Raw genomic sequence first — 26931 nt, forward strand, 5'->3', positions numbered from 1 at the left:
GCGACACGCGACGGTGTCGCTGCGCTGACCCGTCAGCGGAGCGACGAGATGCCGAGCGCGATCTGCTTGAGAGCGCGGATCCGCTGCTCGTAGCGGGCAGCGAGCACGATCAGCAGGGTGCCGCCGATGCCGAGCCACAGCCACCAGGCGACGGCCTCGTAGGCCAGCGCGATCCACGGCCACAGCTGGGCGAGACCGTGCACGAGCAACACCACGGCGCCCAGCACGAACGGCGCCTGCAACCGCTGCCACAGGCCGGCCAGCAGCACGGCGACCGCGAGTACTCCGAGCCCGACGACCCGCCAGAGCGGGCTCTCGGTCACGTCGAGCAGGAGCGACGGACCGAGCAGCACGAAGAGGCCCGGTGCGAGCCACGGCCAGCTGCGCGCGGACGGCGTCGCCTCGAGGTGCAGCCAGCCGCTCGTGACGAGCGCGAGGGCGAGCGGAACGCTCACGATCTCGATCGGGTGCGGAACGCCGTGGCCGTAGCCGGCGAGCACCGCGACTCCGCCGGCGGCGATGGCCAGCCACGCGACCCAGCGGCCGGCCCGGCCCGGGTCGAGCTGGAACACCGAGACGTGCACCGCGGAGAATGTCCAGGCGAGCAGCACGACGCGGATCGTCGCGAGAGGCGCATACCCGAGCGCGGCGACTTCGGCCCCGAGCACGCCGGCCATCGCCAGGATCACGAGACCGTAGCCGAGCGCCGACGTCGCGGAATCCGTGGCCGGCACCTGTCTCGGGCCGGTCCGCACCGGGCCGGGCGTCGAACCGGTGAAGCGGATGCCGTCGCGCGCATCGCCGTCGACCGGGCCAGTCGGTGGGTGGTCGCCGACGGCCGCGGCGAGACCGGCGACGGGGCCGCGGCGGGCCGCGGCCAGGAGGGCGATTCCGGTCGCGGCCACGAGCACAGCCGCGGGCAGGAGCCAGCCCTCGAGCCGGGAATCCGGCCCGGCCGGGACGGTGTCGAGGAGCGGGCTGACTCGGTTCAGGGCGGTGAGCAGCACGGCGACGAGTCCGGCGGAGACGGCCGGCCAGGCCAGCTGACGCCACGCCGGTGTCGCTGTGAGCGTGGCGCCGGCGATCGCGAGTGCGCCGCCGAAGGTGAGCACGAGGATCGGGCGGAGCAGGGACCCGTCCGGTGTCGGCGGGATCGTGGCGCTCGGGAGCACGGCGAGCAGGAGGCCGGCCTGGATCCAGAACCGGGTCGACCGGGCCGCGCCCGAGTCCGCGGCCGTGGCCGGGACGGGGCTGTGGAACTGGCCCGCGGCGAGGAGGCGCCCGCCGACGATCACGAGTCCGACCGGAACCGTCACGATCTCGAGCGGAACCGGGACACCGTGCAGGTATCCGCCGAGCAGTGCGACGCCGGCACCGCCGAGGGCGGCCCAGGCGAGAGCGCGGCCCTCCCTGGTGCGGTCCCACCGGATCAGACCGACGTGCGCTGCCGCGCAGGCGAGGGCGAGCAGCACGACGCGCGGTGCGGCGAGCGGGGTCTCGTCGGGGGCCGCTGCGGCGAGGCTGAGGACCTCGGCGAGTGACCCGAAGGTGACGGCGACCGTGAGCAGGCCGTATCCGGTGCGCACGGCGAGCCTGGCCGTGACGTGGGCGTCACCGGCACCCGAGGCGTCCCCGAGCATCCGTCGCCCGGAGCGTGCGCTGAGGATGCCGGCGACAACGAGAACCAGCAGTGCGGGCAGGAGCCAGGCCTCGATGAGGAGCCCTGCGTCTTCGGTGGAGCGGAGGAGCGCCACGATCCGGCCGCCGCTCGTCACGAGCAGCCCGAGGGTGCCGCTCGCCGCGGCCGCGGCGAGGTACCCGGACCGCGGCGGGGTCCAGCGCAGGGCACAGGCAGTGAGCAGCAGCGCGGCCGAGACGCCGCTGACCGCGAGCGGGCGGGCGAGCGGGCCGGTCCCGGCGACAAGCGCGACGGGCACGAGCGCGACGAGCAGCCCGGCGAGGGTGAGCCAAGCGGCGACGGGGCTCCCGGCCGTCCTGCGGTCGACCAGTCCGAAGCGGCGGATGAGCGCGGCCAGCACGAGCAGGACCGCCGCGACGGGCAGCACGTAGGGTTCCACGGCCTCGGTGCCTGACCGGGAGAGGCCGAGCCAGAGGCCCGCGATTCCGAGGCAGAGCGCCACCCAGCCGAGGTGCCGTCGCGCGGAGTGCGAGCCGAAGAGCCCGTCGGGGGCGATCGCGGCCAGGAGCGCGGCGAGGCCGGCGAGGAGGAGCGCGACCCAGCCGAGCGGGCGGCTCGTGGCGATCGCCGTGATCGTTGCCGGGCCGAGCACGAGCAGTGCGCCGACCTCGAGGGCGAGCCGGTCGGAGTGACCGCGGGACACCGTCCCTGGCGACGTGCGTAGCGCGAGCGACCCGAGCGTGAGCCCGAGGGCGCAGCACAGGATGGCGGCGGCCGGCGCGGCCACGTCGGCGACGGTGGCGGGGGCATCCGCCGCCCGGAGCACGGCGCCGAACAGCAGGAACAGCACCGGGGCGATCGCGACGAGCGCGGTGAGCCGCTCGATGGGAGCGGCGGCGCGGTTGCCGCGGAGCGTGAGCCAGAGCACGGCGGCAGTGAGCAGCAGCACAGTGTGGATGATGGCCGCTGCCGGTTCGGGCTGCAGCAGGACGGCGCGACCGGTCGGGTCGAGGGCGGCGGCGAGGTCCCCGACGGGCAGGGCGAAGGCCAGGATCGTGGGGGCGAGCAGGGTCCGGAAGGCCCAGCGGCGCTCGGTGGGCTGCACCCAGCGGGGCAGCGGCACCGCGAAGAAAAGCTGGAGGAGCGCGGTCGCGAGGGTGAGGCCGCGCAGCTGGTCCACGAGCAGCACGGTCGCCGGCGGCCGGGCGCCGAGGGTGAGCGCCCACGGCGCGACGACGACGGCGAGCAGGGTGAGCAGGAGCGCGCCCGCCAGGAGCGCGCCGCGTCCCTGTTCCCGCCCGCTGTGCGCGGGGCGGTCGGGGGTTCCCGCGATGTGGGCTTCCTGGACGTTGCCGAGCAGGCCGCGGGCGACGACGAGCGCGAGGATGCCGGTGGCTGTGCCGATCCACCAGGTGTCCGACCGCGCCCAGCCGACCAGGAAACCGAGGGAGACGCTCACGATGACGAGGGTGAGCACGATGGGACGGAGGGAACCGAGCGGCAGCCGGTCGCGCTGGTGCGCGAGCAGGGCGAATAGCGCGCCGCCGCCGAGCAGCCCGAAGAGCAGGGTGACCAGCCATACCGAGCCGGGGAGCTGCCCCGCGAACGGGACCGCGAGCACGAGAGTAGCCGCGAAAACCGCCGCGACCAGGCGCGTGCGAGCGTGCAGCAGCCCCCCGGCGTGCCAGATGACGGCGGCCAGGGCGCCGGCTGCGACGAGGGCGCTGAGGGCCCAGAGACTGTTCGGGCCGACCGGGTTGTCCAGCTCGTCGAACCAGGAGAGGAGCGGGTTGAACGGCCTGCCCGGGTCGCTAGCGAACACAGTCAGGCCACGCACGAGCGCGACGCCGAGCGGCCACGCGGCGCTGGAGACCGTCGCGAGGGCGAAATAGCCCGCGGCGAGGGCCGCCGTCAGGGCCGCGACGCGCTCGGCGGTGCGCCGCGGACCGGCGGCGCGGTTGGACACGAGCTCCAGGCCGAGCGCGAGGGTGAGCGCGACCAGCAGGGGCGCCGTGACAAGGAGCGGGATGCTGGTGGTGCGGATCGCGACGATCAGGGCGATCAGGGCGAGCGCGAGGGCCGCGACGGCCGAACAGAAGCAGGCGAAGGCGAGCGAGCCTGCGCCCGGGCCGGCCGGGGCAGAGGCTGAGGCGACGGATTGGGCAGGGTCGGCCGGGGCCTGGGCCGGAGGTACCGCGCGCACCCCGAGGATCGTGACGGAGTGCACGGCGGCGACGAGCGCGACCGCGCCGAGCAGCCAGAGCGGGGAGAGTTCGCTGCCCGTCTCCACGAACGGGGCCGTTGCGAGGGCACCGAGCAGCGACACGACGGCGAAACCGAACACGATCGCCCGCTCGGGCGCCCGGTCGGCGCCTGGCCAACGACCGACCGGCGCGGCGGCGCCCTTCGGCGTCGACGCCCGGGTGAACCGGTGGATGAGCGCGCCGACGGATGCCCCGAGGCACGCGAGGTAGACCCGGGTCAGGTCGTCCTGGCCGACCGCCGCGGCGGAGACGAGCAGGCCGAGCCCGGGCGCGGCGGCCGCGAAGCCGGCGACACTCGCAACCCGCAGCCCGGATACGGCGTGCCAGCCGAGGAACAGCCCGGTGCACACGAGGAGCGTCACCCCCCAGTAGCCGTCGGACTCCGCCGCGCCGAGCCCGAAGAGGTCGTTCTGCCGGAGGGACCAGGCGTCGAGCAGCACGAGCACGACCGCGAGGGCGCCGATGCCCTCCGCCGTGACCCCGAGTCCGCGGCGCTTGAGCACCGCGGCCGTGACCAGCGCCCCGGCCGTGAATGCCCCGACGATGAGGGAACGCACGAGGAGCCCGGCGAAGATCCAGGCGACCGTGAGGAAGAAGATCGCGGCGACCGACACGAGCGTGACCCCGACCACGAGCAGCAGGATCTGCACGCTCGACCGTTTCGGCGGGAGCGAGGGGTCCCGCGGCGCAGGTGCGGCCTTCGGGAGTGCCTGCCGCGGCGGGGACTGGTGGGCCGGCGTGGACAGCGCCGGCGTGGACAGCGCGGGCGCTGATCGGGAGGGCGTCGGCGTCGCGTGCTCTGACGGAACCGGCACCGATGGCGCGGTCGAAGCCCAAGCCGCGATCGGGACCACCAGGGGAGCAGTCGCCGGCGGTTGGGGGAGCCAGGACAGGGGAGGCGCCGGAGCCGGCGCGGTCGGCGTGTGCTGCACCTGTTGGGCGGCGGCCCGGGCCCGGGCGGCGTCGAAACGCAGGCGCCCGATCAGCGCGACGCGCCGGTCGAGCAGTTTCGCGGCATCCGTCGACACGGCCAGCAGCTCGGCGGCGACCGGATGCCGCAGGTCGAGCCCGCAGGACGGGCACCCGTATGGCGCGAGCGGGGTCTGGCAGGCCGGGCACAGGGTCGTGTCGGTCAGGTCGCGGAGCGAGCCGGGCCAGAGCACCGTGCCCGCGTGCTGCGCGAATGGATCGGGTGCGGCTGAATCGCCGCCGGCCGGGTCTGACATCGTTGCCCCTCGCTTGATGTGGACTGCCCCCACAGGTTAGCGTGTCGCCGCCCGCTGGCGGGATGCCCCGTTCGGCCTGTGGGCAACCGCTCCCGTCTCCGCCCGCGCCCCCTGTCGTTCCGCGAGAGCGGAGTTGTGGCCCCTAAACCAGCGTTTTAAGGGCCATAACTCCGCTCTCGCGGGAGTGCGAGCGGATGCTCCGGGCGGGGCGGGGCGGGGCGACGGGGGCTAGAGGCCGTTCGAGGTGAGCCAGTCGAGGAGCACCCGCTCGAACTCGTCAGGGAGTTCGACGCTCGGCAGGTGCGCGGCGTCGCGGAAGGTGCAGCCGCTCGCGAAGGGCAGCGTCGACAGCAGGTACTCGTACTGGGCGAGCGCGGGCGTCACGTCGAACTCGCCGACCGTCACGAGCGCGGGAACCTCGATATCGATCACCCGGTTGCTCGCGGGCGGTTCTAGCGGGATCGGGATCGGGTTCTCCTCGGCGTGCACGACATTGACCCGGTTGAGCGCGTAGGCCGTCGACACGAACTCGGGATCGAGGGCCTTCTCGTCCCTGGTCGTGCCGATCGCCCACAGCGCAACCTCCAGCCGGGCGAGCCGGTGCCAGTCACGGGCGTCGAAGGCCTCGTCGAGTTCGTCGAAGCGGGCGTCCTCGAGCTCGGTGAGCTCGACTTCGGGGAAACCGCTCGGGCCGGACCCGATCGTGACGAGCCCGGCGACCCTGTCCGGGCTCTCGAGGGCGATGTCGATCGCGATCGACCCTCCGCGCGAGCAGCCGACGAGGGTCGCGGACGCGATGCCGAGATGATCGAGCAGCGCGACGGCATCCGCCCGGTTGGAGAACGCGACGTTCTCGGTCGTGGTCTGCCCGAAGCCGCGCGCATCGAACCGCACCACGAAATGCCTGGCGGCGAGGGCTGCGACCTGGGGGTCCCACATGCGCAGGTTCGCGATGCCGGCGTGCAGCAGCAGGATCGCCGGCGACGACAGCGCACCTTCGGTCTCGTAGTACATCGACGCACCCGGAACGCTGAGATGAGGCATGCTTCGAGCGTACGGCTGTGGCGTGACCGCTGGCAAGACTCGCGCTCTCCTGCAGCAGAACTGTCCCCTAATCTGGGAGTAATGAGCGGCGTCCTGGTCGGGTTCTCCATCATCGGATTCGTGATCCTGGTGGGCTACCTCATCGAGCGTGCGGGGTTCGCTGGCCCGACGGCCGGGTTCGTGCTCAATCGGGTCGCCTTCTTCGTGGCGATGCCCGCGCTGATGTTCACCGTCCTGAGCCACACGGATGTCCGGGTGCTGTTCTCCTGGTTCCTCCTGACCACCCTGTGCACCGTCCTGCTCATCGTCGTGGTCTACCTCGCGGCCAGCCGGTTCCTCGTGCGCCGCAGGGCGATCGGTGGGAGCCGGCGCCGGGACCGCGTGGCGGAAACCGCGCTCGGCGTTGCGGGAGCCGGCTACGTCAACGCGAACAACATCGGCCTGCCCGTCGCGATCTACGTGCTCGGCAGTGCGCACTACGTCGCCCCGGTGCTCCTCCTGCAGCTGCTCGTCTTCGCGCCGATCCTGCTCGGCATCCTCGACGTCGCGACGAGCGGCCGGGTCTCGGTCGGGTCGATCCTGACGCAGCCGTTCCGGAACCCGCTGATCCTCGCCTCCCTGTCCGGTCTGATCGTGGCCGTGTTCCGGATCCCGATCCCGGACGCCGTGTTCGCACCCCTCGACATCCTCGGAGGGGCCGGTGTCCCGATGGTCCTTCTCTCGTTCGGCATGTCACTGCACGGCGACCGGATCCTGCGACCCGGCTCAGGGAGGAAGCAGGTCGCGCTCGCGGCGACGCTCAAGGTGGCCGTGATGCCGGTCGTGGCCTGGGCCTTCGGCCGATTCGTCTTCGGGCTCGGCCCCGCAGAGCTGTTCGCGGTCGTGACGGTCGCCGCCCTGCCGACCGCGCAGAACGTCTTCAACTATGCGGCCCGGTACGACCGCGGCATGGTCGTCGCCCGCGACACCGTGCTCGTGACGACGATCGCCGCCATCCCGGCGTTGCTCGTGATCGCGGCCCTGCTCGCGCCGGCCGCCTAGGCCTGCGGGTGGTCTAGACCTGTGGGCGGCGGTAGGCGGATGCCGGCGGCCGGGTCAGCCACGGGCGGAGCCACCGGGTGATCCACGGCATCACGAGCAGCGTCATCGTGGGCGCCATCACGAGGGTCGTCATCAGGATGCGGGGCACGATCGGGTAGCCGCCCCACTCGGGGATCGCGAGTGTGACGAGGAAGGTGAAGACCACGTTGGTCGGGAAGAAGCCGAGGCCGATCGCGACGGTCTGCTTCCACTGCGAGGGCTGGTAGATGCCCGAGTCCGCGCCCTCCTGCGGGGTGTCGAACCAACCTTCGATGCCGGTGCGTTTCTGCACGCGCGAGTCGAGGATGTAGTCGACGCCCTGGGCGAGCCACTCGGCGCGCTCATCGGAGCCTTCCCAGGCATCCAGTGAATCGGAGTTGTCGAAACGGTAGAGCATGTGCCAGCTGAGCGAGTCCGCGCTCGTGCGCACCCAGCCGGAGCCGAGGAAGCCGGGGAATGCGCTCGCGAGGTCCATGCCCTGCTGGGCCCAGTGGGTCGCCTCGGCTATCCGGGTGGGTTGCACCCGGCGCGTGATGGAGACGGTGACGGAATCGGACGGCCCGGCCGCCGCCGGATTGCCGTCGTTCCCCGGCGATACGGAAGACATGCTTCCAGTATCCCCGACGGTCGCGGCATCTCGCCCGAAAGGGTCAGAAGATCATCGGGCGGTCGTCGTCCTCGTCGTCGAGGGTGAGGTCGACGACGACGGGCACGTGGTCGCTCGGTGCGTCACCCTTGCGTTCGTTCCGGTGGATGCTCGCGGCGGTGACGAGGTCGGTGAACGCCGGTGAGCCGAGGATGAAGTCGATGCGGAGGCCCTCGTTGCGCGGGAACCGCAGTTGCTTGTAGTCCCAGTAGGTGAAGCCCTCCGGCACGAGGGTGCGCACGGGGTCGGTCAGCCCTGCGGCGGCGAAGGCCTCGAATGCGGCCCGTTCCGGCGGTGAGATGTGCGTCGACACCCCGGGGACCAGCGTCGGGTCGCCGACGTCGGAGTCGAGGGGGGCCACGTTCCAGTCGCCCATCAGCGCGAGGGCGAGATCGGGGCGGGCGGCGAGTTCGGCGCGTGTGTGCTCGTCGAGCTTCGCGAGCCAGTCGAGCTTGTACGCGTAGTGCGGGTCGTCGAGCGCGCGCCCGTTCGGAACGTAGAGGCTCCAGAGCCGCAGGTCATTCACCGTGACCCCGAGCGCACGGGCCTCGAGCGGCAGCCCGGGGCCTTCCTGGCCTTTCAGGAAGCCGGGCATGCCGGGGAAGCTCGTTGCGACATCCGTCACGGGGTGCCTGCTCGCGAAGGCGACGCCGTTCCACTGGCTGAGGCCGTGGATGGCGAGCTCGTAGCCGGCCTCCTCGAAGACGTCGGAGGGGAACTGCTCCGGCTTGCACTTGATCTCCTGCATGGCGAGCACGTCGATGTCCTCGCGCACGAGCCAGTCGACGACACGGGCGGAGCGGGCTCGGATGGAGTTGACGTTCCAGGTGGCGATGCGCATGCGCCCAGCCTATTTGACGGATGCCGCAGGTCGCGTTGGCGCGCACCGCCCCCTGAGATGTCGCAGATCGACGTTCGTTGCATGCGGGAACCTCGATCTGCGACACCTCACGGCGCTGGAGTGCCGGCCTCAGGGTGCGACGGGCGTCGACTGCTTCGGTCCGACCTGGGCGGCCAGTGCCGCGAGCACGTCTGCCGGGGTCGCTGCGGCCTGGAGGGTGGCGCGGAAGGCGGGCTTCATCAGGGCGCGGGACAGCTGGGCGAGCACGGTGAGGTGCTCGGTTCCGGCCGCCGCTTCCGGCACGGCGATCAGGAAGATCAGCGTGGCCGGGGTGCCGTCCGGCGAGTTCCAGTCGACGCCGTGCCTGCTGCGGGCGAAAGCCAGGATCGGCGCGCTGACGCCGTCCGACTTGGCGTGGGGGATCGCGATGCCGTCGCCGACGGCCGTGGTGCCGAGCTTCTCGCGGGCGAGGGCCGCCTGGATGACGACGCCTGCGTCGGTGACGCGGCCGGTGGCGCCCATCCGGCCGACGAGGGTGCGGATCATCGCGTCGGTGTCGGTGTCGGCGGCGTCGAGCACGATCGTGTCTTCGTCGATGTAGTCGAGAACCGTCTTCGGTGCCGGCACTGCCTGTGGTGCCGTCGAGACGGATGTCTCCGCGGCGGCCTGCCGCGTGTGGCGTTCGGCCCTGCGCGCGGACATTCCGAGGAGCAGCAGGGAGACGAGGGCGGTGACGACGGCACCGATGAGCAGGGCCGCGAAGTACATCGGCACCCCGGAGACGGCGCCGAAGACGGCGACGATCGGTCCGCCGTGCGGCACGGAGTCGGTGACCGCGAAGAGGGCTGCGATGCCGCCGGCGACGGCTCCGCCGAGCATGTTCGCGGGGATGACCTGCAGCGGCTTGGCGGCTGCGAGCGGGATGGCGCCTTCTGTGATGCCGAAGAACCCCATGAACAGGGCGGCGATCCCGGCCTCACGCTCCGGCTTGGAGAAGTAGCGGCCGCGGATCAGGGTGGCCAGGCCCATCCCGAGTGGCGGGACGGCGATCGCGGCGGCGACCATGCCCATCGGGGCCGGGTTCCCTGTCGCGATCAGGGCGCTGCCGAAGAGGAACGCGGTCTTGTTGACCGGGCCGCCCATATCGAAGGCGACCATCGCGCCGAGGATCAGGCCGAGCACGATCGCGCTGCCGCCCTGCAGGCCGGTGAGGAACGTGCTCATGGTGGAGAAGACCCAGCTGATCGGCTGGCCGAGGGCGAGCACGAAGGCGCCGCCGACGATCACGGTGGTGAGCACGGGGATCACGAGGATCGGCATGATCGGCTTGATGTACCGGTGCACGGGGATCTTCTTGATGCCGAGGGCGACGAAACCGACGAGGAACCCGGTGACGATGCCGCCGATGAAGCCGGCGCCGGACTCGGAGTGGTAGAACGACCCTGTCGTGGCGATCCAGCCGCAGATCATGCCCGGCGCGAGCCCGGGCCGGTCGGCGATCGCGTAGGCGATGAACCCGGAGAGGATCGGCACCATCAGGGTGAAGCCGAGCACGCCGATCTGGTTGATCGTCAACCAGAAGCTGCCCTCCGGGATGACGAGACCCTTCGGGGTCGCCTCGCCGCCGAGGGAGAGCGAGATGGCGATTAGCAGCCCGCCGACCACGACGAACGGGATCATGTAGGAGACGCCGTTCATCAGGGCGCGGTACAGGGTGCCGCCGACGTCTGACCGTCCGGTGGTCGGGGCGGGGGTATTCCCGGCCGAGCCGTCGGGTCCGTCGGCGGCCGCTGACGGCGCGGCGGCGAGGGCCTCCCGGATCAAAGCGGCAGGGCGGTGGATGCCGTCGGCCACCCCGACGGAGATGATCCGCTTGCCCGCGAAGCGTGACGGGTCGATCCTGGTGTCTGCCGCGATCACGACGGCGTCGGCACGGTCGATGTCGGCCGGGCTGAAGGCGCCTTCGACGCCGACGGAGCCGTGCGTCTCGACCTTCATGTCATAGCCGAGTTCGGCCGCCGCGGCCGATAGCTTCTCGGCAGCCATGTAGGTGTGCGCGATGCCGGTGGGGCAGGCCGTGAGGCCCAGGATCAGGAGTCGATGTGGTGCTGTTGTCGCGGTGAGGGGTTCGGGCATGGCTCGAGAGTCCTTCCGGGCCGAGGTCGACCGGAATCTCCGTGAACACCGCAGCTCAATTTCATAAGCTTAACTAACTTTATTTCGCCCCGCGAACGAGGGTGGCTCGTGAGGTGTCGCACATCGACGTTCACGTGACGTGGGAACTTCGATCTGCGACGAGTCGGGAAGAGCCGGGACCTCCGGGCGGTTACGGGACGTGACAGGATCGAAGGATGAGCGGAAAGCGGGACCGGTGCGCGGCGAACTGAGCGTTTTCGCCCTCGAGGGGATTCCCGAGGTCGCGGCGGGCGCCGACCTCGCCGGGCTGATCCTCGCCGCTGCAGAAGTCGCGGCCGCCGGAGTCGCTGGGGGCACCCTGCTGAGTGACGGCGACATCCTCGCGGTCACGAGCAAGATCGTCTCCAAGGCCGAGGGCCGCCTGCGCGCGGCGGCCGACCGCGAGCAGGCGATCACCGAGGAGACCGTGCGTGTCGTCGCGACCCGCGCGTACCCGGGTGGCGTGACCCGCATCGTCGAGAACCGGCAGGGCCTCGTGATGGCCGCGGCCGGCGTCGACGCGAGCAACACCCCCGAGGGCTTCGTGCTGCTCCTTCCGGCCGATCCGGATGCCTCCGCCCGCGCCCTCTGCGCCGCGGTGCGGGCACGCACCGGGCTCCGCCTCGGTGTCATCATCACCGACACCGCTGGGCGCCCCTGGCGCGAGGGCCAGACCGACATCGCGATCGGCGCGGCCGGCGTCGCCGTGCTCGACGACCTGCGCGGCACGACGGATGCCGCCGGCAAACTCCTCAACGTCACCGCGCCCGCCGTCGGCGACGAGATCGCCGGCGCCGCCGACCTCGTCAAGGGCAAGGCGAGCGGCAACCCGGTCGCCGTGATCCGGGGGCTCGGCCGGCTGGTCCTGCCGCTCCCGGCCGCTGACCCCGTCACCGCCAGATCGGGTGTTGTCGATCGCGGGGCGGCTATTCTGCTGCGCCCGAGCGAGACCGACATGTTCCGGCTCGGCAGCGCGGAGGCCGAGGCCCTCGGCTACACCAGGGGCTACGCGGCCGGACTGGCCGCCGGACTCACCGCCGCGGAAGCCGACCTGCCGTGAGCTGGGTGGTCGTGGTTCCGGTCAAGGGAAACCCTGGCGCGAAGACACGCCTCGGCGGCGCCGGCCCGGACCGTGCCGAGCTCGCCGACGCGTTCGCCCTCGACACCGTTGCTGCCCTCGCCGCAGCCGCCCCGGTCCTTGCCGTCTTCGTCGTGACCGGGGACACCGTCCTCGGCGCGCGACTCGCCCGCCTGGGCGCGCACATCGTCGCCGAGGTTCGGGACCCGGTCGACCCGCTCAACGCCGCGATCGACGTGGGACTGGCCGCGGCCGCTGCGGAGTTCCCCGCTGCGCACCGCGCCGTCATCACCGGAGACCTGCCTGCCCTCACCGCGGATGACGTCGAACGGACGCTCGCGCTTGCCGCCCACCACGAGCGGTCGATGGTGCCGGATGCCGACCGGACCGGCACCACGACCCTGCTCGCGCTCGCCGGGGTGCCGATCAGCCCGCGTTTCGGCTCCGGCTCACGCGCGGCGCACGAGGCGGCCGGGCACGTTCCGCTCACGCTGCCGGCCGGGTCCGGAATCCGCCGCGACGTCGACACCCCGGCCGACCTGGCCCTGGTCGAACGACTGGGTGCCGGACCGTACACGTCCGCCCTGCTCACCGCAGCATCCGCCGCCCCGCAGGACTCGGCCCAGCAGGACTCGCCCGTCCCACCGCCCGCAGCCCTGGTTCCGTCCCCCGATCGCCCCCTCGAGAAATGAGCATCATGCTTCCTCTGAAACTCGGATACAAGGCCTCCGCCGAGCAGTTCGCCCCGCGTGAGCTGGTCGAGATCGCCGTCGCCGCCGAGCGGCACGGTTTCGAATCGGTCGCGGTGAGTGACCACTTCCAGCCCTGGCGGCACACCGGCGGCCACGCCCCGTTCTCTCTGGCCTGGATGGCGGCCGTCGGGGAGCGCACGACACGGGTGCAGATCGGCACCTCGGTGATGACGCCGACCTTCCGGTACAACCCCGCCGTGATCGCCCAGGCCTTCGCGACGCTCGGCTGCCTCTACCCGGGCAGGATCATGCTCGGTGTCGGGACGGGAGAGGCCCTCAACGAGATCGCGACCGGGTTCCGCGGCGCAGGCGCCCAGGACTGGCCCGAGTTCAAGGAACGCTACGCCCGGCTGCGCGAGTCGATCGCGCTGATGCGCGCGCTCTGGTCGGAGGACAAGGTGAGCTTCGAGGGCGAGTACTACAGCACCCATGACGCGAGCATCTATGACCGACCCGAGGGAGGCATCCCGGTGTACATCGCCGCGGGCGGACCCCTCGTGGCGGGCTATGCGGGCCGGTCGGGGGACGGCTTCATCTGCACCTCGGGCAAGGGCATGGAGCTCTACACCGAGAAGCTGTTACCGGCTGTCGCGGCCGGCGCGGAGAAGGCCGGGCGGGATGCGGCCACGATCGACCGGATGATCGAGATCAAGCTCTCCTACGACACCGACCCGGCGCTCGCGCTCGAGAACACCCGGTTCTGGGCCCCGTTGTCGCTCACGCCCGAGCAGAAGCACGACATCACCGACCCGTCGGAGATGGAGGCGGCCGCGGATGCCCTGCCGATCGAGCAGGTCGCCAAGCGCTGGATCGTGGGCTCTGACCCCGACGAGACGGTCGCGGCGATCGGCGAGTACATCGATGCCGGCTTCAACCACCTGGTCTTCCACGCGCCCGGCCACGACCAGGAGCGGTTCCTGACGGCCTTCGAGCGCGATCTGGCCCCCCGCATCCGCGCCCGCGCCTGAGCCGCGCGTGCAGACACGACCGAGCGTCACCTTCGACAGTGGGCGTGCCGAATTCAGGAGTTGCGCCCGCGGTGCCCGCCCTCGCCGCACTGCTCCGGGAAGTGCTGCAGTCTGGCGGCCGCAACTCCTGAATTCGGAAGACTGACGATCGCTGGAGCTGGAGCTGGAGCTGGAGCTGGAGCTGGAGCTGGAGCTGGAGCTGGGATGACGGCCGGATCGGGCTAGGGCTGGGGTTGCTCGGGCTTCTTGAGGTTGGCGCTGATCGCGAGGGCCTCGAGCACGGCGGCCGGGGTCTGCGCGGACTGGATCGCGGCGCGGAACGCCGGCTTCGCGAGGCAGCGCGAGAGCTGGGACAGCACCCGGAGGTGTTCGGTTCCTGCCGAGGCCTTGGGCACGGCGATCATGAAGATCAGGGTCGCCTTCTCGCCGTCCGCTGAGTTCCAGTCGATGCCGTGCTTGCTGCGCGCGAAAGCGAGCACCGGGGCGACGACGGAGTCGCACTTGGCGTGCGCGATCGCGATGCCGTTGCCCATGCTGGTGGTGCCGTGGGTCTCGCGGCGGAACGCGGCCTGGGCGACGAGCCCCACGTCGGTGATCCGCCCGGTCGTGCTCATCATGCCGGCGAGGGTGCGGATCATCCGGTCCCGGTCGGTCTCCTCGACGTCGAGCACGATGGTGCGCTCGTCGATGTAGTCGAGCACGGTCTTCTTGCCGGTCGACACCGAGCCGGTTGAGGTGGTCGGCACGATCGGGATCGCCGTGGTGAGCGGCATCGTCATCGTGGCGAGTTTTCGCTTGGGGTGCGGCGTGCTGATGACGACGGGCTCATGTCTCGGGTGCACCAGGGACGGCGCCGGGGCGGATACGGCGGCCGAGGCGAGAGCGGATGCGCCCGGCGTTCCGGCCGAAGCGGGAGCGTGGGCGGCATCGGAGCCGGGTGCGGTCGTCTGGGTGCTGCCCGGGGCGTTCCCGATGGTGGTCGGGGCCGCGCTGGCCGGGTGGCCCGGGGTGCCCGTGGCATCCGAGGCCGCACCGGACGCGCTGGCCGTGTTGGTCGAGCCGGACCCAGTGGAGGCGCTGGCTGCGCTGCGGCGCGCTGCGCGGTGCCGCACGACGATCAGAACGATCGCGACGGCGGCCGCGACGATGATGGCGCCGACGATGAGCGCGGGGACGTATGCCGGCATGCCGGGGACAGCTCCGACGACGGCGGTGATCGAGCCGCCGTGCAACGCGGAGTCGAGATGTGCGGGCATGACAGTAGGGTCCTTCCGGTAGGCCGACCGGAATCGAGCGCTGAACCGGGGGCAAATTAGTTAGCTTGAAGAATAATTAGCCTGACTTAGTGTATCCCCCGCGCAGGCGATGCGATCCGGAACAATGTTGCCGCAATTTCCGCCGTCGTGTCCAGGTCGTGCATCCAGAGCGGCACCGCGAGTGAGCGGATGCCGGCGGCCGCGAGAGCGGGCAGCGCCGCGGCATCCGTTTCGTCGACGAGCCAGCCGTCGAGGATGCCGCCGGTGGACCGGGCGCCGTAGTGCAGGCCGACGGCCGCAGCGGTCGTGGCGACGCCGATGGTCTGGAGGCACGCGTCGGCCATGCCGCGGACGGCGGCTCCCGCGATGATCGGCGAGACGCCGACGACGCGGGCGGGCGTGGATCGCAGGGCGTCACGGATGCCCGGGATCGCAAGGATTGTGCCGATCGAGACCACGGGGTTCGACGGCGGCAGGATCACGAGGTCCGCCTCCAGGATTGCCTCGAGCACGCCGGGGGCGGCCTCCGCCGTGTCGAGCCCGCGCTGCACGAACTGGCTGACCGGCACGCTCGCCCGATACCGGACCCACCATTCTTCGAAATGGATCAGGTCCCCGGCGCGGTGCTCGTCGGCATCCGCTGCGAGGCGCGCATGGGTCTCGACTGGCTGGTCGCTCATCGGCAGGAGGCGGGCTCCTGGCTGCCAGCGCTCGCAGAGGAACGCGGTCGCCTCGCTCAGGGTGGAGCCGGAGCGCAGCAGGTCGCTGCGCACGATGTGGGTCGCGAGGTCGAGGTCGCCGAGCGTGAACCACGACCAGCCGCGCCCGTACGCCGCGATCTCGGCCGAGGTGCGGCGGGACTCGTCCGGGCGGCCCCAGCCCTGCTCCTCGTTGATGCCGCCGCCGAGGGTGTACATCACCGTGTCGAGGTCGGGGCAGATCCGCAGGCCATCGAGCCACATGTCGTCGCCGGTGTTGACGATGACCGTCACCCGCGCGGAGGGGTCGCTCGCCGCGAGGTAGTGCAGCAGCCCCCGCGTGAACCGGGCCCCGCCGATCCCGCCCGCCAGTACCGTGATCTTCGTCATGTCCCTATCCTCCTGCTGTCGTCCTGCTGCCGCGAAAGCGGGTGAATCGTCGTTTTCGATGGGTCATAACGACGATTCACCCGCTTTCGCGAACGGGCGGGGTGGGGGGTGAGGGGGCGAAGAGCAGGGACGGATGCCCGCCGCGGGGGTGCGGGACGACGAAACTGTCGACGCCGTAGACCTTGGCGATGACTCTTGGGACCAGGACATCGGCGGGTGTGCCTGCGGCTGCCAGGCGGCCGTCGGCGAGCAACAGGATCTGGTCGCAGTATGCGGCGGCGAGGTTGAGGTCGTGCAGGGCGAGGACGGCGGTGAGGCCGAGGTCCCGCACCTGGGCGAGCAGACCGAGCTGGCCGCCGATGTCGAGGTGGTTGGTCGGCTCGTCGAGCAGGAGCAGGTTCGGCCGCTGGGCGAGCGCGCGGGCGATCTGCACCCGCTGCTGCTCGCCGCCGCTCAGGGTGCCCCAGCTTCGGTCGGCGAGGTCGGTGCCGCCGACCTGGGCGAGCGATTCGGCGACAATGCGCAGGTCCTCGGCGCCGTCGAAGCCGCCGAAGATTCCGGAGCGGTACGGAATACGACCGAGGAGGACGACCTCGCGCACGAGCAGGTCGATCGTGGGGCTCGCGTTCTGCTCGAGGAGGGCGATCCGGCGGGCGGTTTCGCGTCGGCCGAGGGTCGCCAGGGGTGCGTCGTCGAGGGTGATCCGCCCGCTCGTCGGGGTGTGCAGGCCCGCGATGAGGCGCAGCAGTGTGGACTTTCCCGCGCCGTTCGGGCCGAGCAGGCCCGTCACCGAGCCGGTCGGAATGATCGCGGAGACGTCGTCCAGGATCGTGCGCCCGCCGACGCGGAACGACACCCGCTCGATGACTACACCCATGAAACGGACTTCCGGCTCTTGATCAGCGCGATGAACACCGGAACCCCGATCAGGGCGGTGATGATGCCCACCGGCAGCTCGCGCGGGTCGAAGACCGTTCGGGCGAGGGTGTCCGCGATCACGAGGAACACCGCGCCATATACCGCGACGAGCGGCAGCAGCCTGCGGTGCCCCGGCCCGCTGAGCCCGCGCACGAGGTGCGGGAGGATCAGCCCGACGAACCCGATCGCACCGCTCACGGCGACCATCGCCCCGGTCAGCAGTGCCACCGTGCCGAGGAGCGCCCACCGGGTGCGGTTGACGTCGACTCCGAGCGAGGCCGCGGCGGTGTCGCCGAAGGCGAAGGCGTCCAGCCGGCTCGCGGCGAGCACGAGCCCGGTGCCGGCGAGGAGGAGCGCGCTCCCGGCGATGAGGACCGTGGCCCAGGAACTGCCGGCGAGGGAGCCGAGCAGCCAGTTCAGGATCTCCCGGTAGGAGTCGCCCTTGGCCGACCAGAAGATCACGAAGGAGGTGCCCGCCGCGCCGAGCTGGGCGATCGCGAGGCCGGCGAGCACGGCCCGGCCGGGCGTGATCGTTCCGCCGACCCTGGCAATGGAGAGCGTCGCGATGAGCGCGGCGAGTGCGCCGGCGAAGGCGGCGAGCGGGAGTGCGACCCCGACGCCGAGAATCACGACGCAGACCGCGCCGAGCGACGCCCCTGAGGACAGCCCGAGAAGGTACGGGTCGGCGAGCGGGTTGCGGGTCACGCTCTGCATGACCGCGCCGCTCAGGGCGAGGCCCGCACCGACGAACGCCGCGGTCAGCACCCGGGGGAGCCGCAGCTGCCAGACGATCGCGTCAGTGAGGACGGGCACCGTGCCGGAGTGCGGGAAGCCGAGGTGCGCCGCGAGGCTGCCTGCGACATCCGCCAGGTTCACCGGAGCGGGCCCGATCGTCACGGCCAGCGCGGAGACGAGCACAAGCGCGGCCAGGGCGAGCGCGAGCCACAGCCCGAAGCGGCCGTTCCGGCGAGCGGATGCGGCCGGCCGGGTCCGTCCCGCCACGGAGTCCGTGCCCGCAGTCACCGACTACTTGCTCAGCGAGTTGAGGTCGGCCAGCTGGTCGATCGTCGTTGCCGCGGCCTCGACGTTGCGGATGCCGGCCTCCGTCGAAGCGAACGGGAGGGTGATGTACCGCTTGTTCTTCACCGCGGTGAGGTTCTTCGTCGCGGGGTTGGTCTCGAGGGTCTTGATCTTCGACTCTGCCGTGTTCCAGGTCGCGTCGACGAGCACGATCACGCTCGGATCGGCAGCGACGACGGATTCCCAGCCGACGGAGGTCCAGGTGTCCTTCACGCTCGCGAAGACGTTCGTGAGTCCGGCGGCATCCATGATCATCTGCGGCGCACCGATCCCGGCACCGACGTACGGGCTGTCGACGCCGCTCGAATACCAGAGCGCAGAGGTCTTCGTCGTCGCGGGGGAGAGCGTCGTGAGCTCCTTGCGCTGGGTGGCGACGAGCCGTGCGGCTGCCTCGGGGGCCCCGAAAACGGCGCCGGCCTGGGTGATCTCCCCGAAGACGGTGTCGAAGGTGAGCGGATTGGGCTGGTCGGCGCCCTTGCAGGCCGACGGCGCGACATAGCTGCCGATGCCGACCGCGGCGAGGGTGTCGCGGGTGCCGACGCCGTCAGCGGCGAAGTTGGACTCCCACCCGCCGAAGACGAAATCAGGGTTCAGGGCGAGCACGGCCTCCTGGCTGGGCAGGAAGTCGCTGACGACCTTGAGGTTGGTGCCGATCGAGCTGAGCGCCTGCGGGAGCGGACCGTCGAGGAACGCGGTGCCGACGATCTTGTCGCCGAGGCCGAGCGCGAGGAGAAGTTCCGTGGCCGAGGACTTGATCGACACGATCCGGCTCGGGGCCTTCGTGACCGTGACCGTCGTGCCGCAGTTCTCGATCGTGAGCGGGTAGGCCGGCTTCGACGTCGGGGTGGGGCTGGCCGTGACCGCATCCGGGGCGGGGCCTGCGGGAATCGGGCTCGTGGTCGCGCAGCCTCCGAGGAGGGCGGTGAGCGCCGTGGCAGCAATGAGCGCCGGCCAGGCGCGAGAAGCGCGGGGCCCGCGGAAGAACGGGAGACGTGTCATGAGACCTTCGGTGGCCGGGCGGGACTTTCTGAATGGTACCAGCGCCGGATAACGGTTTCGCTGAGTGCTTGCCTCCCGGCCCGTTGGGCGACAGGATGATCCACACGCACTCAGCACGCCGGACGTTTCGGCGGACGTTTCAGTTATCTCGCAGTAGTGACTTGGTGGAGGCAGACATGTCCGACGGATCCAATACCCCGGCCAGCGCGAAGATCCGCGCGGATGCGGCCGGCAAGGGCGGGAACATCGTGAGAGCCGCGATCACCCAGGCCACCTGGACCGGCGACGAAGCGTCGATGATCGCCAAGCACGAGGGATTCGTGCGCTCGGCGGCCGCGCAGGGAGCGCAGGTGATCTGCTTCCAGGAGCTCTTCCACGGCCCCTACTTCGGCATCATCCAGGACCCCCAGTACTACGGCTACGCGACGAGCGTTCCGGGCCCCCTCGTCGAACGGTTCCAGGCGCTCGCCGCAGAGCACCACATCGTGATCGTGCTTCCGGTCTACGAGGAGGAGCAGGCAGGCGTGCTCTACAACACCGCCGCCGTGATCGACGCCGACGGGAGCTACCTCGGCAAGTACCGCAAGCACCACATCCCGCACCTCCCGCAGTTCTGGGAGAAGTTCTACTTCCGTCCCGGCAACCTCGACTACCCGGTCTTCGACACCGCGGTCGGCAAGATCGGCGTCTACATCTGCTACGACCGGCACTTCCCGGAGGGCTGGCGCATCCTCGGCCTGAACGGCGCCGAGATCGTCTTCAACCCCTCGGCCACCAAGCCCGGCCTGTCCAACCGGCTCTGGGAACTCGAACAGCCGGCCGCGGCGGTCGCCAACCAGTACTTCATCGGCGCCAACAACCGGATCGGCACCGAAACCGAGGAATTCGGCGACGAGGCCGTCACCTTCTACGGCAGCTCCTACTTCGTCGACCCGCGCGGCAACTACGTCGGCGCCATCGCCTCGACCGACACCGACGAGATCGTGATCCGCGACCTCGACCTGGGCCTCATCCGCGAGACGCGCAACTCCTGGCAGTTCTACCGCGACCGCAGGCCGGACTCCTACGACCCGATCGCCCGCGCATGAGCGCCCGGGTGGGGCGCACCCTGATCCGGGGCGGCACTGTGGTCAGCTCGACCGGCCGTTCAGAAGCGGATGTCCTCATCGACGGCGAGAAGATCGTCGCGGTGCTCGCCCCCGGCTCCGCCATTTTCGGGTTCGACGTCGCGGCATCCGCCGACACGGTGATCGACGCGACCGGGAAGTACGTGATCCCCGGCGGCATCGACGCGCACACCCACATGGAGCTGCCGTTCGGCGGCACCGCGGCCTCAGACACCTTCGAGACCGGCACCCGCGCGGCCGCGTGGGGCGGCACGACGACGATCATCGACTTCGCCGTGCAGAGCTACGGGCAGCGTGTCTTCGACGGCCTCGCGACCTGGCACGACAAGGCGGCGGGGAACTGCGCCATCGACTACGGCTTCCACCAGATCATCGGCGACCTCAACACGGACTCGCTGCAGGCCATGGACGGGCTGCTCGCCGAGGGCGTGTCGAGCTTCAAGCTCTTCATGGCCTACCCGGGCGTCTTCTACTCCGACGACGCGCAGATCCTCCGGGCGATGCAGAAGTCGGCGGAGACCGGGCTCATGACGATGATGCACGCCGAGAACGGGCCGGCGATCGACGTGCTCGTCGGTCAACTCCTCGCAGAGGGCAAGACCGACCCGTACTATCACGGCATCGCGCGGGCCTGGCAGCTCGAGGAGGAGGCCACCCACCGGGCGATCATGCTCGCCGACCTGACCGGGGCGCCACTGTACGTCGTGCACGTCAGCGCGAAGCAGGCCGTCGCGCAGCTCGCGGCGGCCCGCTCCCGCGGCAAGAACGTTTTCGGGGAGACCTGCCCGCAATACCTCTACCTCTCCCTCGAGGAGAACCTCGGCGCCCCGGGCTTCGAGGGCGCGAAGTGGGTGTGCTCCACGCCGCTGCGCAGCCGCGCGGAGGGGCACCAGGAGGAGCTCTGGCAGAGCCTCCGAACCAACGAACTGCAGCTCGTCTCGACCGACCACTGCCCGTTCTGCATGAAGGGCCAGAAAGACCTCGGCCTCGGCGACTTCTCGAAGATCCCGAACGGGATCGGCTCGGTCGAGCACCGCCTCGACCTGCTCTACCAGGGCGTCGTCGAGGGGCGGATCACCCTCGAACGCTGGGTCGAGCTGACCTCGACGACCCCGGCGCGGATGTTCGGCCTCTACGGCACCAAGGGCGTGATCCAGCCGGGGGCGGATGCCGACGTGGTCCTCTACGACCCGGCCGGGCACACCTCGATCGGGCTGGGCAAGACCCACCACATGAACATGGACCACTCCGCCTGGGAAGCGTACGAGATCGACGGGCACGTCGACACGGTGCTCAGCCGGGGCAAGGTCATCGTCGACGGCAACAGCTACCTCGGGGCGAAGGGCGACGGGCGGTACCTGCCGCGCGGCCTGAGCCAGTACCTGATCTAGGCGCGCCGGCCAGGCATCCGCCACCCACCGCCCACCACCGACAGAGCGCAGGGAACCCCATGGACTTCGGAGCAGTGCTGCAGACCAACCCGCCATCGGCCAGGGTCGTGCAGCTCGCGCAGCTCGCAGAGGCCTACGGCTTCAGCCACGTCTGGACCTTCGACTCGCACCTGCTCTGGCAGGAACCGTACGTGATCCACAGCCGCATCCTCGCCGAGACCCGCAAGATCATGGTCGGGCCGATGGTCACGAACCCGTCCACCCGCGACTGGACCGTCACCGCATCGACCTTCGCGACCCTCAACGAGATGTACGGCAACCGCACGATCTGCGGCATCGGGCGCGGCGACTCCGCCGTGCGCGTCACGAACGGCGCCCCCGCGACGCTCAAGACCCTGCGGGAGGCGATCCACGTCATCCGCGAGCTCGGCAATTCCCGCGCCGTCGAGTACAACGGCGCCACCCTCCGCTTTCCGTGGAGCTTCGGCAGCTCCCTCGAGGTGTGGGTCGCCGCGTACGGGCCGCTCGCGCTCAAGCTCACGGGAGAGGTCGGGGACGGATTCATCCTGCAGATGGCCGACCTCGACGTTGCCGAGTGGATGATCAGCACGGTGCGGAAGGCGGCGGCAGCGGCAGGCCGGGACCCGGCATCCGTGAAATTCTGCGTCGCCGCCCCGATGTACATCGGAGAGGACTGGGAGCACATGCGCAACCAGTGCCGCTGGTTCGGCGGCATGGTCGGCAACCACGTCGCAGACATCGTCGCCAAGTACGGCGCCGACTCCGCGGTGCCGCGCGCCCTCACCGACTACATCGCCGGGCGCGAGGGCTACGACTACAACCAGCACGGCCGCGCGGGCAACACCCACGCCGACTTCGTCCCCGACGAGATCGTCGACCGGTTCTGCGTGCTCGGCACCAAGGCGGATCACATCAGGAAGCTCGAGGCACTCCGCGAGCTGGGTGTCGACCAGTTCGCCGGGTACCTGCAACACGACAACAAGGAAGAGACCCTGCGTGTGTACGGTGAGAGCATCATCCCGGCGCTCAACACAGCGCCCGCCGCGAAGATCTGAGAATGGCAGCCCGGGTGCGAGAACAAGGAGAACCGCTGTGACTGATACCGATCGGCTCGACGAACTCACCGTCGACCTCGACCTCGCCCACGTGTTCCATTCCTGGTCGGCCCAGGGCGGCGGACGCACCCCGTTCGTCCTCGCCGGCGGGCTCGGAACCCGGGTCTGGGACCACTCCGGCACCACGTTTCTCGACTTCTCCAGCCAGCTGGTCAACCTCAACATCGGCCACCAGCATCCGGCCGTCGTGCGCGCGATCGTCGAACAGGCCGGCCTGCTCGCCACGGTCGCGCCCGCGACGGCCAACCTCACCCGCGGCCAGGCCGCGAGCCGCATCGTCGCCCGCGCGCCCGAAGGCTTCCACAAGGTGTTCTTCACCAACGGCGGGGCGGATGCGAATGAGAACGCGATCCGGCTGGCCCGGTTGCACACCGGTCGCGACAAGATCCTCTCGACCTATCGCTCGTACCACGGCAACACCGGGGCCGCGATCGTCGCGACGGGGGACTGGCGCCGGGTACCGAACGAGTTCGCGCGCGGGCACGCGCACTTCTTCGGCCCGTACCTCTACCGCAGCGACTTCTGGGCCACGACCCCGGAGCAGGAGTGCGAGCGCGCCCTGCGGCACCTCGAGCGCGTGATCCAGAGCGAGGGGCCGAGCGGGATCGCCGCCGTGCTGCTCGAGACGATCCCGGGCACCGCGGGCGTGCTGCTCCCGCCGCCCGGATACCTGCCGGGGGTGCGCGCCCTGTGCGACCGCTACGGCATCCTGCTGATCCTCGACGAGGTGATGGCGGGCTTCGGCCGCACCGGCAGCTGGCTCGCCCTCGATCTCTACGACGTGGTGCCCGACCTGATCACCTTCGCGAAGGGCGTCAACTCGGGGTACGTGCCCGCGGGCGGGGTGATCATCCCGGATTCGATCGCGAACGACTTCGACACGACCCTGTTCCCCGGCGGGCTCACCTACAGCGGGCATCCGCTCGCCATGGCCGCGATCGTGGCGACGCTCGACGCGATGGAGGCGGAGGGGATCGTCGACAACGCGGCCAGGATCGGGAGGGACGTGCTCGCGCCGGGGCTCGCGGAGCTTGCGGAGCGACACCCGATCATCGGTGAGGTGCGCGGCGTCGGCGTGTTCTGGGCGCTCGAACTGGTCGCGGACCGCGCGACCAGGGAACCGGTGGGAGCCGGGGTGATGGCGAAGATCAAGGCCGGGCTGCTCGCCCGCGGACTGCTGCCCTTCATCGCCGAGAACCGCATCCACGTGGTACCCCCGTGCGTCGTGACCGACGCCGAGGCAGCCGAAGCCTTGGCGATCTACGACGAGGTCCTCTCCCTCCCCTAGCCCCTCCCCTCCCGCTTGCTCGCGTCCGCTCTTCCGCGAGAGTACGAAATGTGCCCCTAAATGGCGCGAATACGGGCACATTTCGTACTCTCGCGTGAGGGGTGGGCGCGGCTTCTCAGGGAGAGGGAGTGGGGGCTGATGCGGGGGCGTGGGCCTGCTGGACGCTGGCGGCCTGGGTGCGGAGCACGTCGACGACCGTGCGTACGGCGAGGCGCTCGGCGCGGTCCGGGCGCATCAGCGCAACGATCTGCCGCTCGGCGTCCACCCCGCGCAACGGCTTGAGCGTCACCCGCCCCGGTTGGCCGCCTCCCCACGTGTAGCGCGGCACGAGGGCGATCCCGAGGCCTGCCGTCACGAATGCCTCGATGAGCCTCATGTCGGCGAATCGCTGGGCGACAGTGACGTGGCCGGGGGTGCGCTCCTCGATCTCGTCCAGGATCCGCTCGAAGGGATACCCGTCCGGCACCCCGATCCAGGTCTCGTCGATCACGTCAGCGGGGGCGAGCCAGGAGCGGCCGGCGAGCCGGTGATCGGCGGGCAGCCCGACGTCGATCGGCTCCGTCATGAGCGGAACGACCGTCAGGCCGCGCCCGCCCCAGGATCGCTGGCCGCTCAGGCTGTACGCGAGCACGATGTCGTAGTCGGCCGTGAGCGCAGGGAAGTCCCGGAGCTCCGGGTCGAGGTCGGTACACGTGACCACGAGGCCGGGCCGGTCGGCGAGTTGCAGCATGGCCCCGGGCAGGAGCATCTCGCCGGCGGTCGGGAAGGTGACCACGCTGACCCCTCCGGAGGCGTCGTTCCGGAACTCGTGCCAGACGGCGGTGGCGCGGGCGATCGCGACCGACACATCGGTGGCGCTGCGGGCGAGCGCGCGCCCGGCATCCGTCAGAACGATGCCCCTCCCGCGGCGCTCGGTGAGGCGCACCCCGGCCTCGCGCTCGAGCACTTTGAGTTGCTGGGAGACGGCGGATGCCGTGCGATGCGTCGCCCGCGCGACCTCGGTGATCGAGCCGCGTTCGGCCAGTTCCCTGAGCAGTTCGAGCCGCTGAATGTCCATGTAGCTACGCTACACAATGAGTACAGGACAATGCGATTGTGCTGCATGGTTAGAGGTGGTCAAATAAATACGTCGAACACGTGCAGCAGTGCCTCCGTATCACCGACATCCACCCCTGGTTGAAAGGCCCCCTCGTGTTCGTTCTCATTGCCGTGCTCTCCCTGATCGTTGTCGCGTCCATCGTTGGCGTTGTTGTCGATGTGCAGAATGACGGCTACCGTCACATGCCCGAACAGCGCACGTTCGTTCGCGGCTTCTGACCCCTGCGTGACGCCTCCCCGTCCCCCGGGCCGGGGCAGGCGTCGCCAATCCCGAATGGCATACAGTTGATCCGTGACGGACATTCGGCAGCAGCTCATTGACTACATCTCGGCTGAGGCCGTGTTCCACGGTGACTTCACCCTCACGAGCGGGAAGAAGGCGACGTACTACGTCGACCTCCGCAAGGTGAGCCTCGACCACCGGGTCGCCCCGCTGATCGGCCAGGTCATGATCGACCTCATCGCCGGTGTGCCCGACGTCACCGCCGTCGGCGGCATGACGATGGGCGCAGACCCCGTAGCCGCGGCGATCCTGCACCAGGGTGTCGCCCGCGGCCTCTCCTACGACGCGTTCGTCGTGCGCAAGGAGCCCAAGGACCACGGCCGCGGCCGCCAGGTCGAGGGCCCCGACCTCGCCGGCAAGCGCGTGATCGTGCTCGAGGACACCTCGACCACCGGCGGATCCCCGCTCGCGGCCGTCGAAGCCCTGCTCAAGGTCGGCGCGATCATCGCCGGCGTCGCGGTCGTCGTCGACCGCAACACCGGCGCCCGCGAAGTCATCGAAGCGGCCGGCTACCCCTACTTCGCCGCCATCGGCCTTGAGGACCTGGGGCTGAACTAATGCCAGACCAGTCGGGGAGCGGCGAAGAAGGAATCGACTGGCTCGCCTCCCAGCTCGGCGACGGCACCAAGCCGACCCTGCCGGACGACTTCGTGATGCGTCGCCCGCGCCGGGCGAAGGGTGCCCCAGCGGATGCCCCCGGCCGGGTTTCCCGTTCCGGCGACGCCTCTGGTGCCGGTACGACATCGGATCCTGAAACTCCGGCGCCCGCGTTCCTGTGGGGACTCAAGCCGACGACGGCGACCGCCGCCGTGACCGTGGTCAAGCCGGCGGCATCCGCCCCGGTTGCGCCGCCGGTTGCTCCGCCGCTCGCTCCGACTCCCGCCGTGCACTCGCCGGTACCCGTGGGCGAGCCTTCTGTGGTCGAGCCGGCCGTGTTCCGGCCGCGCGCTGCCGGCGCCACGTCCTTTCCCGCACGGGCCGGCCTGACTCCTGCCCCGATCACCCCGCCGGCCCCTGCGGCCTCGACGACAGGGTCTCCTGCGGGTATCGAGCCCTCTTCCGGTTCTGTCCCTGCCGGTCCGGCAGCGGCAGGAGCCTCCGCGTCCGCAGGCTCTGCTGCTTCCGCCGGCTACGTCCCCGGCGACATCTTCTATCCGTCCGCTCGCCCACTCGCGACGACCGGCGGCGCTGCCGCGACTCCGAACCCGGGCCCCACCGAAGGCTCGCCGGTCGTGGGGGCCGACCGGGGCATCCGGCCGGACGCACCGCTCGAACCCTGGTGGACCACACCCGCGCGGTCGCCGCTCGTGCTCACGCCCGAAGAGGTCGCCGCGGATCGCGCCGCCACCGCCGACGGACGCGGCACCCTGTACCCGGCTCGCAACCTGCCCGCGCCGGAGCCCATCCCCGAGCCCCTGCCCGTGGTGCCTGCGCCGTCGCACTTCCGGCTCCGCGGGCGTCGCGCCGCCGCCCAGGCACCCGTCATCACGCCGCCCGCCGGTGCGTCCGCCGCCGCCGGTGCAGCTGCCGCTGCTGCTCGTGCCGCCGCAGCCC

21 protein-coding genes and 1 pseudogene are annotated in these 26931 nt (G+C 70.9%); 10 read left to right on the forward strand and 12 right to left on the reverse strand.

The features are described 5' to 3' along the window. Positions 1-32: 32 nt before the first annotated feature. Positions 33-5129, reverse strand: a complete 5097-nt coding sequence (locus E3O50_RS07320; RefSeq protein ID WP_134560375.1) for a hypothetical protein — start codon at positions 5127-5129, stop codon at positions 33-35. A 228-nt stretch (positions 5130-5357) separates the two neighbouring features. Next, positions 5358-6173, reverse strand: a complete 816-nt coding sequence (locus tag E3O50_RS07325; protein ID WP_134560373.1) for an alpha/beta hydrolase — start codon at positions 6171-6173, stop codon at positions 5358-5360. A gap of 81 nt (positions 6174-6254) precedes the next feature. On the opposite strand from E3O50_RS07325, the gene E3O50_RS07330 reads away from it, so the two are divergent. Further along, positions 6255-7214, forward strand: a complete 960-nt coding sequence (locus tag E3O50_RS07330) for an AEC family transporter (RefSeq protein ID WP_134560371.1) — start codon at positions 6255-6257, stop codon at positions 7212-7214. Between the two features lie 13 nt (positions 7215-7227). Here the strand turns inward: E3O50_RS07330 and E3O50_RS07335 are convergent, their stop codons facing one another. The 3 genes from E3O50_RS07335 to E3O50_RS07345 all read right to left on the reverse strand — a co-directional run bounded on the left by E3O50_RS07335 (position 7228) and on the right by E3O50_RS07345 (position 10876). Beyond that, positions 7228-7860: an antibiotic biosynthesis monooxygenase gene (locus E3O50_RS07335; RefSeq protein ID WP_134446190.1), complete on the reverse strand. Its 633-nt coding sequence runs from the start codon at positions 7858-7860 to the stop codon at positions 7228-7230. Between the two features lie 43 nt (positions 7861-7903). After that, positions 7904-8740 carry an exodeoxyribonuclease III gene (locus E3O50_RS07340; protein WP_134446191.1) on the reverse strand — a complete coding sequence of 279 codons (837 nt, stop codon included), beginning with the start codon at positions 8738-8740 and terminating at the stop codon, positions 7904-7906. A 129-nt stretch (positions 8741-8869) separates the two neighbouring features. Next, positions 8870-10876, reverse strand: coding sequence for a fructose-specific PTS transporter subunit EIIC (locus tag E3O50_RS07345; RefSeq protein ID WP_134560369.1), 2007 nt, complete (start codon positions 10874-10876; stop codon positions 8870-8872). Between the two features lie 199 nt (positions 10877-11075). On the opposite strand from E3O50_RS07345, the gene cofE reads away from it, so the two are divergent. From cofE to fgd, 3 genes are read left to right on the forward strand one after another with little or no spacing between them, the layout of a single operon-like run. Beyond that, positions 11076-11975 (forward strand): coenzyme F420-0:L-glutamate ligase, encoded by a 900-nt coding sequence (gene cofE / locus E3O50_RS07350; RefSeq protein WP_241975476.1) that lies wholly within the window; start codon positions 11076-11078, stop codon positions 11973-11975. Then, a complete protein-coding gene (cofC, locus tag E3O50_RS07355) occupies positions 11972-12685 on the forward strand; it encodes a 2-phospho-L-lactate guanylyltransferase (RefSeq protein ID WP_134560367.1) in 714 nt (237 codons plus the stop codon). Before cofE ends, cofC begins: the two co-directional genes overlap by 4 nt. A gap of 5 nt (positions 12686-12690) precedes the next feature. Next, a complete protein-coding gene (fgd, locus tag E3O50_RS07360; protein ID WP_198413456.1) occupies positions 12691-13713 on the forward strand; it encodes a glucose-6-phosphate dehydrogenase (coenzyme-F420) in 1023 nt (340 codons plus the stop codon). Between the two features lie 221 nt (positions 13714-13934). On the opposite strand, the gene E3O50_RS19795 is transcribed toward fgd, so the two are convergent. From E3O50_RS19795 to E3O50_RS07385, 5 genes are all read right to left on the reverse strand, one after another. After that, positions 13935-14969 (reverse strand): fructose PTS transporter subunit IIA, encoded by a 1035-nt coding sequence (locus E3O50_RS19795; RefSeq protein WP_134560365.1) that lies wholly within the window; start codon positions 14967-14969, stop codon positions 13935-13937. An 86-nt stretch (positions 14970-15055) separates the two neighbouring features. Further along, entirely contained in the window at positions 15056-16057 is a 1002-nt protein-coding gene (gene cofD, locus E3O50_RS07370) for a 2-phospho-L-lactate transferase (protein WP_134560363.1), read from the reverse strand. A 76-nt stretch (positions 16058-16133) separates the two neighbouring features. Next, entirely contained in the window at positions 16134-16934 is an 801-nt protein-coding gene (locus tag E3O50_RS07375) for an ABC transporter ATP-binding protein (protein WP_134560361.1), read from the reverse strand. Further along, the gene (locus tag E3O50_RS07380) at positions 16925-17923 is read right to left on the reverse strand and encodes a putative F420-0 ABC transporter permease subunit (RefSeq protein WP_134446373.1); all 999 of its coding nucleotides are present in this window, start codon (positions 17921-17923) and stop codon (positions 16925-16927) included. The genes E3O50_RS07375 and E3O50_RS07380 overlap by 10 nt, the downstream gene beginning before the upstream one ends. Positions 17924-18001: 78 nt before the next feature. Continuing rightward, positions 18002-19054 carry a putative F420-0 ABC transporter substrate-binding protein gene (locus E3O50_RS07385; protein WP_134446197.1) on the reverse strand — a complete coding sequence of 351 codons (1053 nt, stop codon included), beginning with the start codon at positions 19052-19054 and terminating at the stop codon, positions 18002-18004. 176 nt (positions 19055-19230) lie between these two features. On the opposite strand from E3O50_RS07385, the gene E3O50_RS07390 reads away from it, so the two are divergent. The 4 genes from E3O50_RS07390 to E3O50_RS07405 are packed head-to-tail and all read left to right on the forward strand — an operon-like array spanning position 19231 to position 23996. Beyond that, on the forward strand, positions 19231-20142 hold the full coding sequence (locus E3O50_RS07390) for a nitrilase-related carbon-nitrogen hydrolase (protein ID WP_134446198.1): 912 nt from the start codon (positions 19231-19233) through the stop codon (positions 20140-20142). Between the two features lie 8 nt (positions 20143-20150). Beyond that, positions 20151-21572 carry a dihydropyrimidinase gene (hydA, locus tag E3O50_RS07395; protein ID WP_134560417.1) on the forward strand — a complete coding sequence of 474 codons (1422 nt, stop codon included), beginning with the start codon at positions 20151-20153 and terminating at the stop codon, positions 21570-21572. A gap of 59 nt (positions 21573-21631) precedes the next feature. Beyond that, positions 21632-22648 (forward strand): TIGR03842 family LLM class F420-dependent oxidoreductase, encoded by a 1017-nt coding sequence (locus E3O50_RS07400; protein ID WP_134446199.1) that lies wholly within the window; start codon positions 21632-21634, stop codon positions 22646-22648. A 37-nt stretch (positions 22649-22685) separates the two neighbouring features. Further along, positions 22686-23996 (forward strand): aspartate aminotransferase family protein, encoded by a 1311-nt coding sequence (locus tag E3O50_RS07405; protein WP_134560359.1) that lies wholly within the window; start codon positions 22686-22688, stop codon positions 23994-23996. A 115-nt stretch (positions 23997-24111) separates the two neighbouring features. Here the strand turns inward: E3O50_RS07405 and E3O50_RS07410 are convergent, their stop codons facing one another. Continuing rightward, positions 24112-25053, reverse strand: a complete 942-nt coding sequence (locus tag E3O50_RS07410) for a LysR family transcriptional regulator (protein WP_134560357.1) — start codon at positions 25051-25053, stop codon at positions 24112-24114. A gap of 59 nt (positions 25054-25112) precedes the next feature. Then, positions 25113-25397 carry a hypothetical protein gene (locus E3O50_RS07415; protein ID WP_134560355.1) on the reverse strand — a complete coding sequence of 95 codons (285 nt, stop codon included), beginning with the start codon at positions 25395-25397 and terminating at the stop codon, positions 25113-25115. On the opposite strand from E3O50_RS07415, the gene pyrE reads away from it, so the two are divergent. Together pyrE and E3O50_RS07425 are read left to right on the forward strand one after the other, a co-directional pair. Beyond that, positions 25387-25935, forward strand: a complete 549-nt coding sequence (gene pyrE / locus E3O50_RS07420; RefSeq protein WP_134446203.1) for an orotate phosphoribosyltransferase — start codon at positions 25387-25389, stop codon at positions 25933-25935. The genes E3O50_RS07415 and pyrE overlap by 11 nt on opposite strands. After that, positions 25935-26931 (forward strand): annotated as a pseudogene (locus E3O50_RS07425) (hypothetical protein); the annotation flags it as partial. The gene pyrE and the pseudogene E3O50_RS07425, both read left to right, overlap by 1 nt.

Source organism: Cryobacterium sp. MDB1-18-1 (assembly GCF_004402735.1).
Classification (GTDB): Bacteria; Actinomycetota; Actinomycetes; order Actinomycetales; family Microbacteriaceae; genus Cryobacterium; species Cryobacterium glucosi.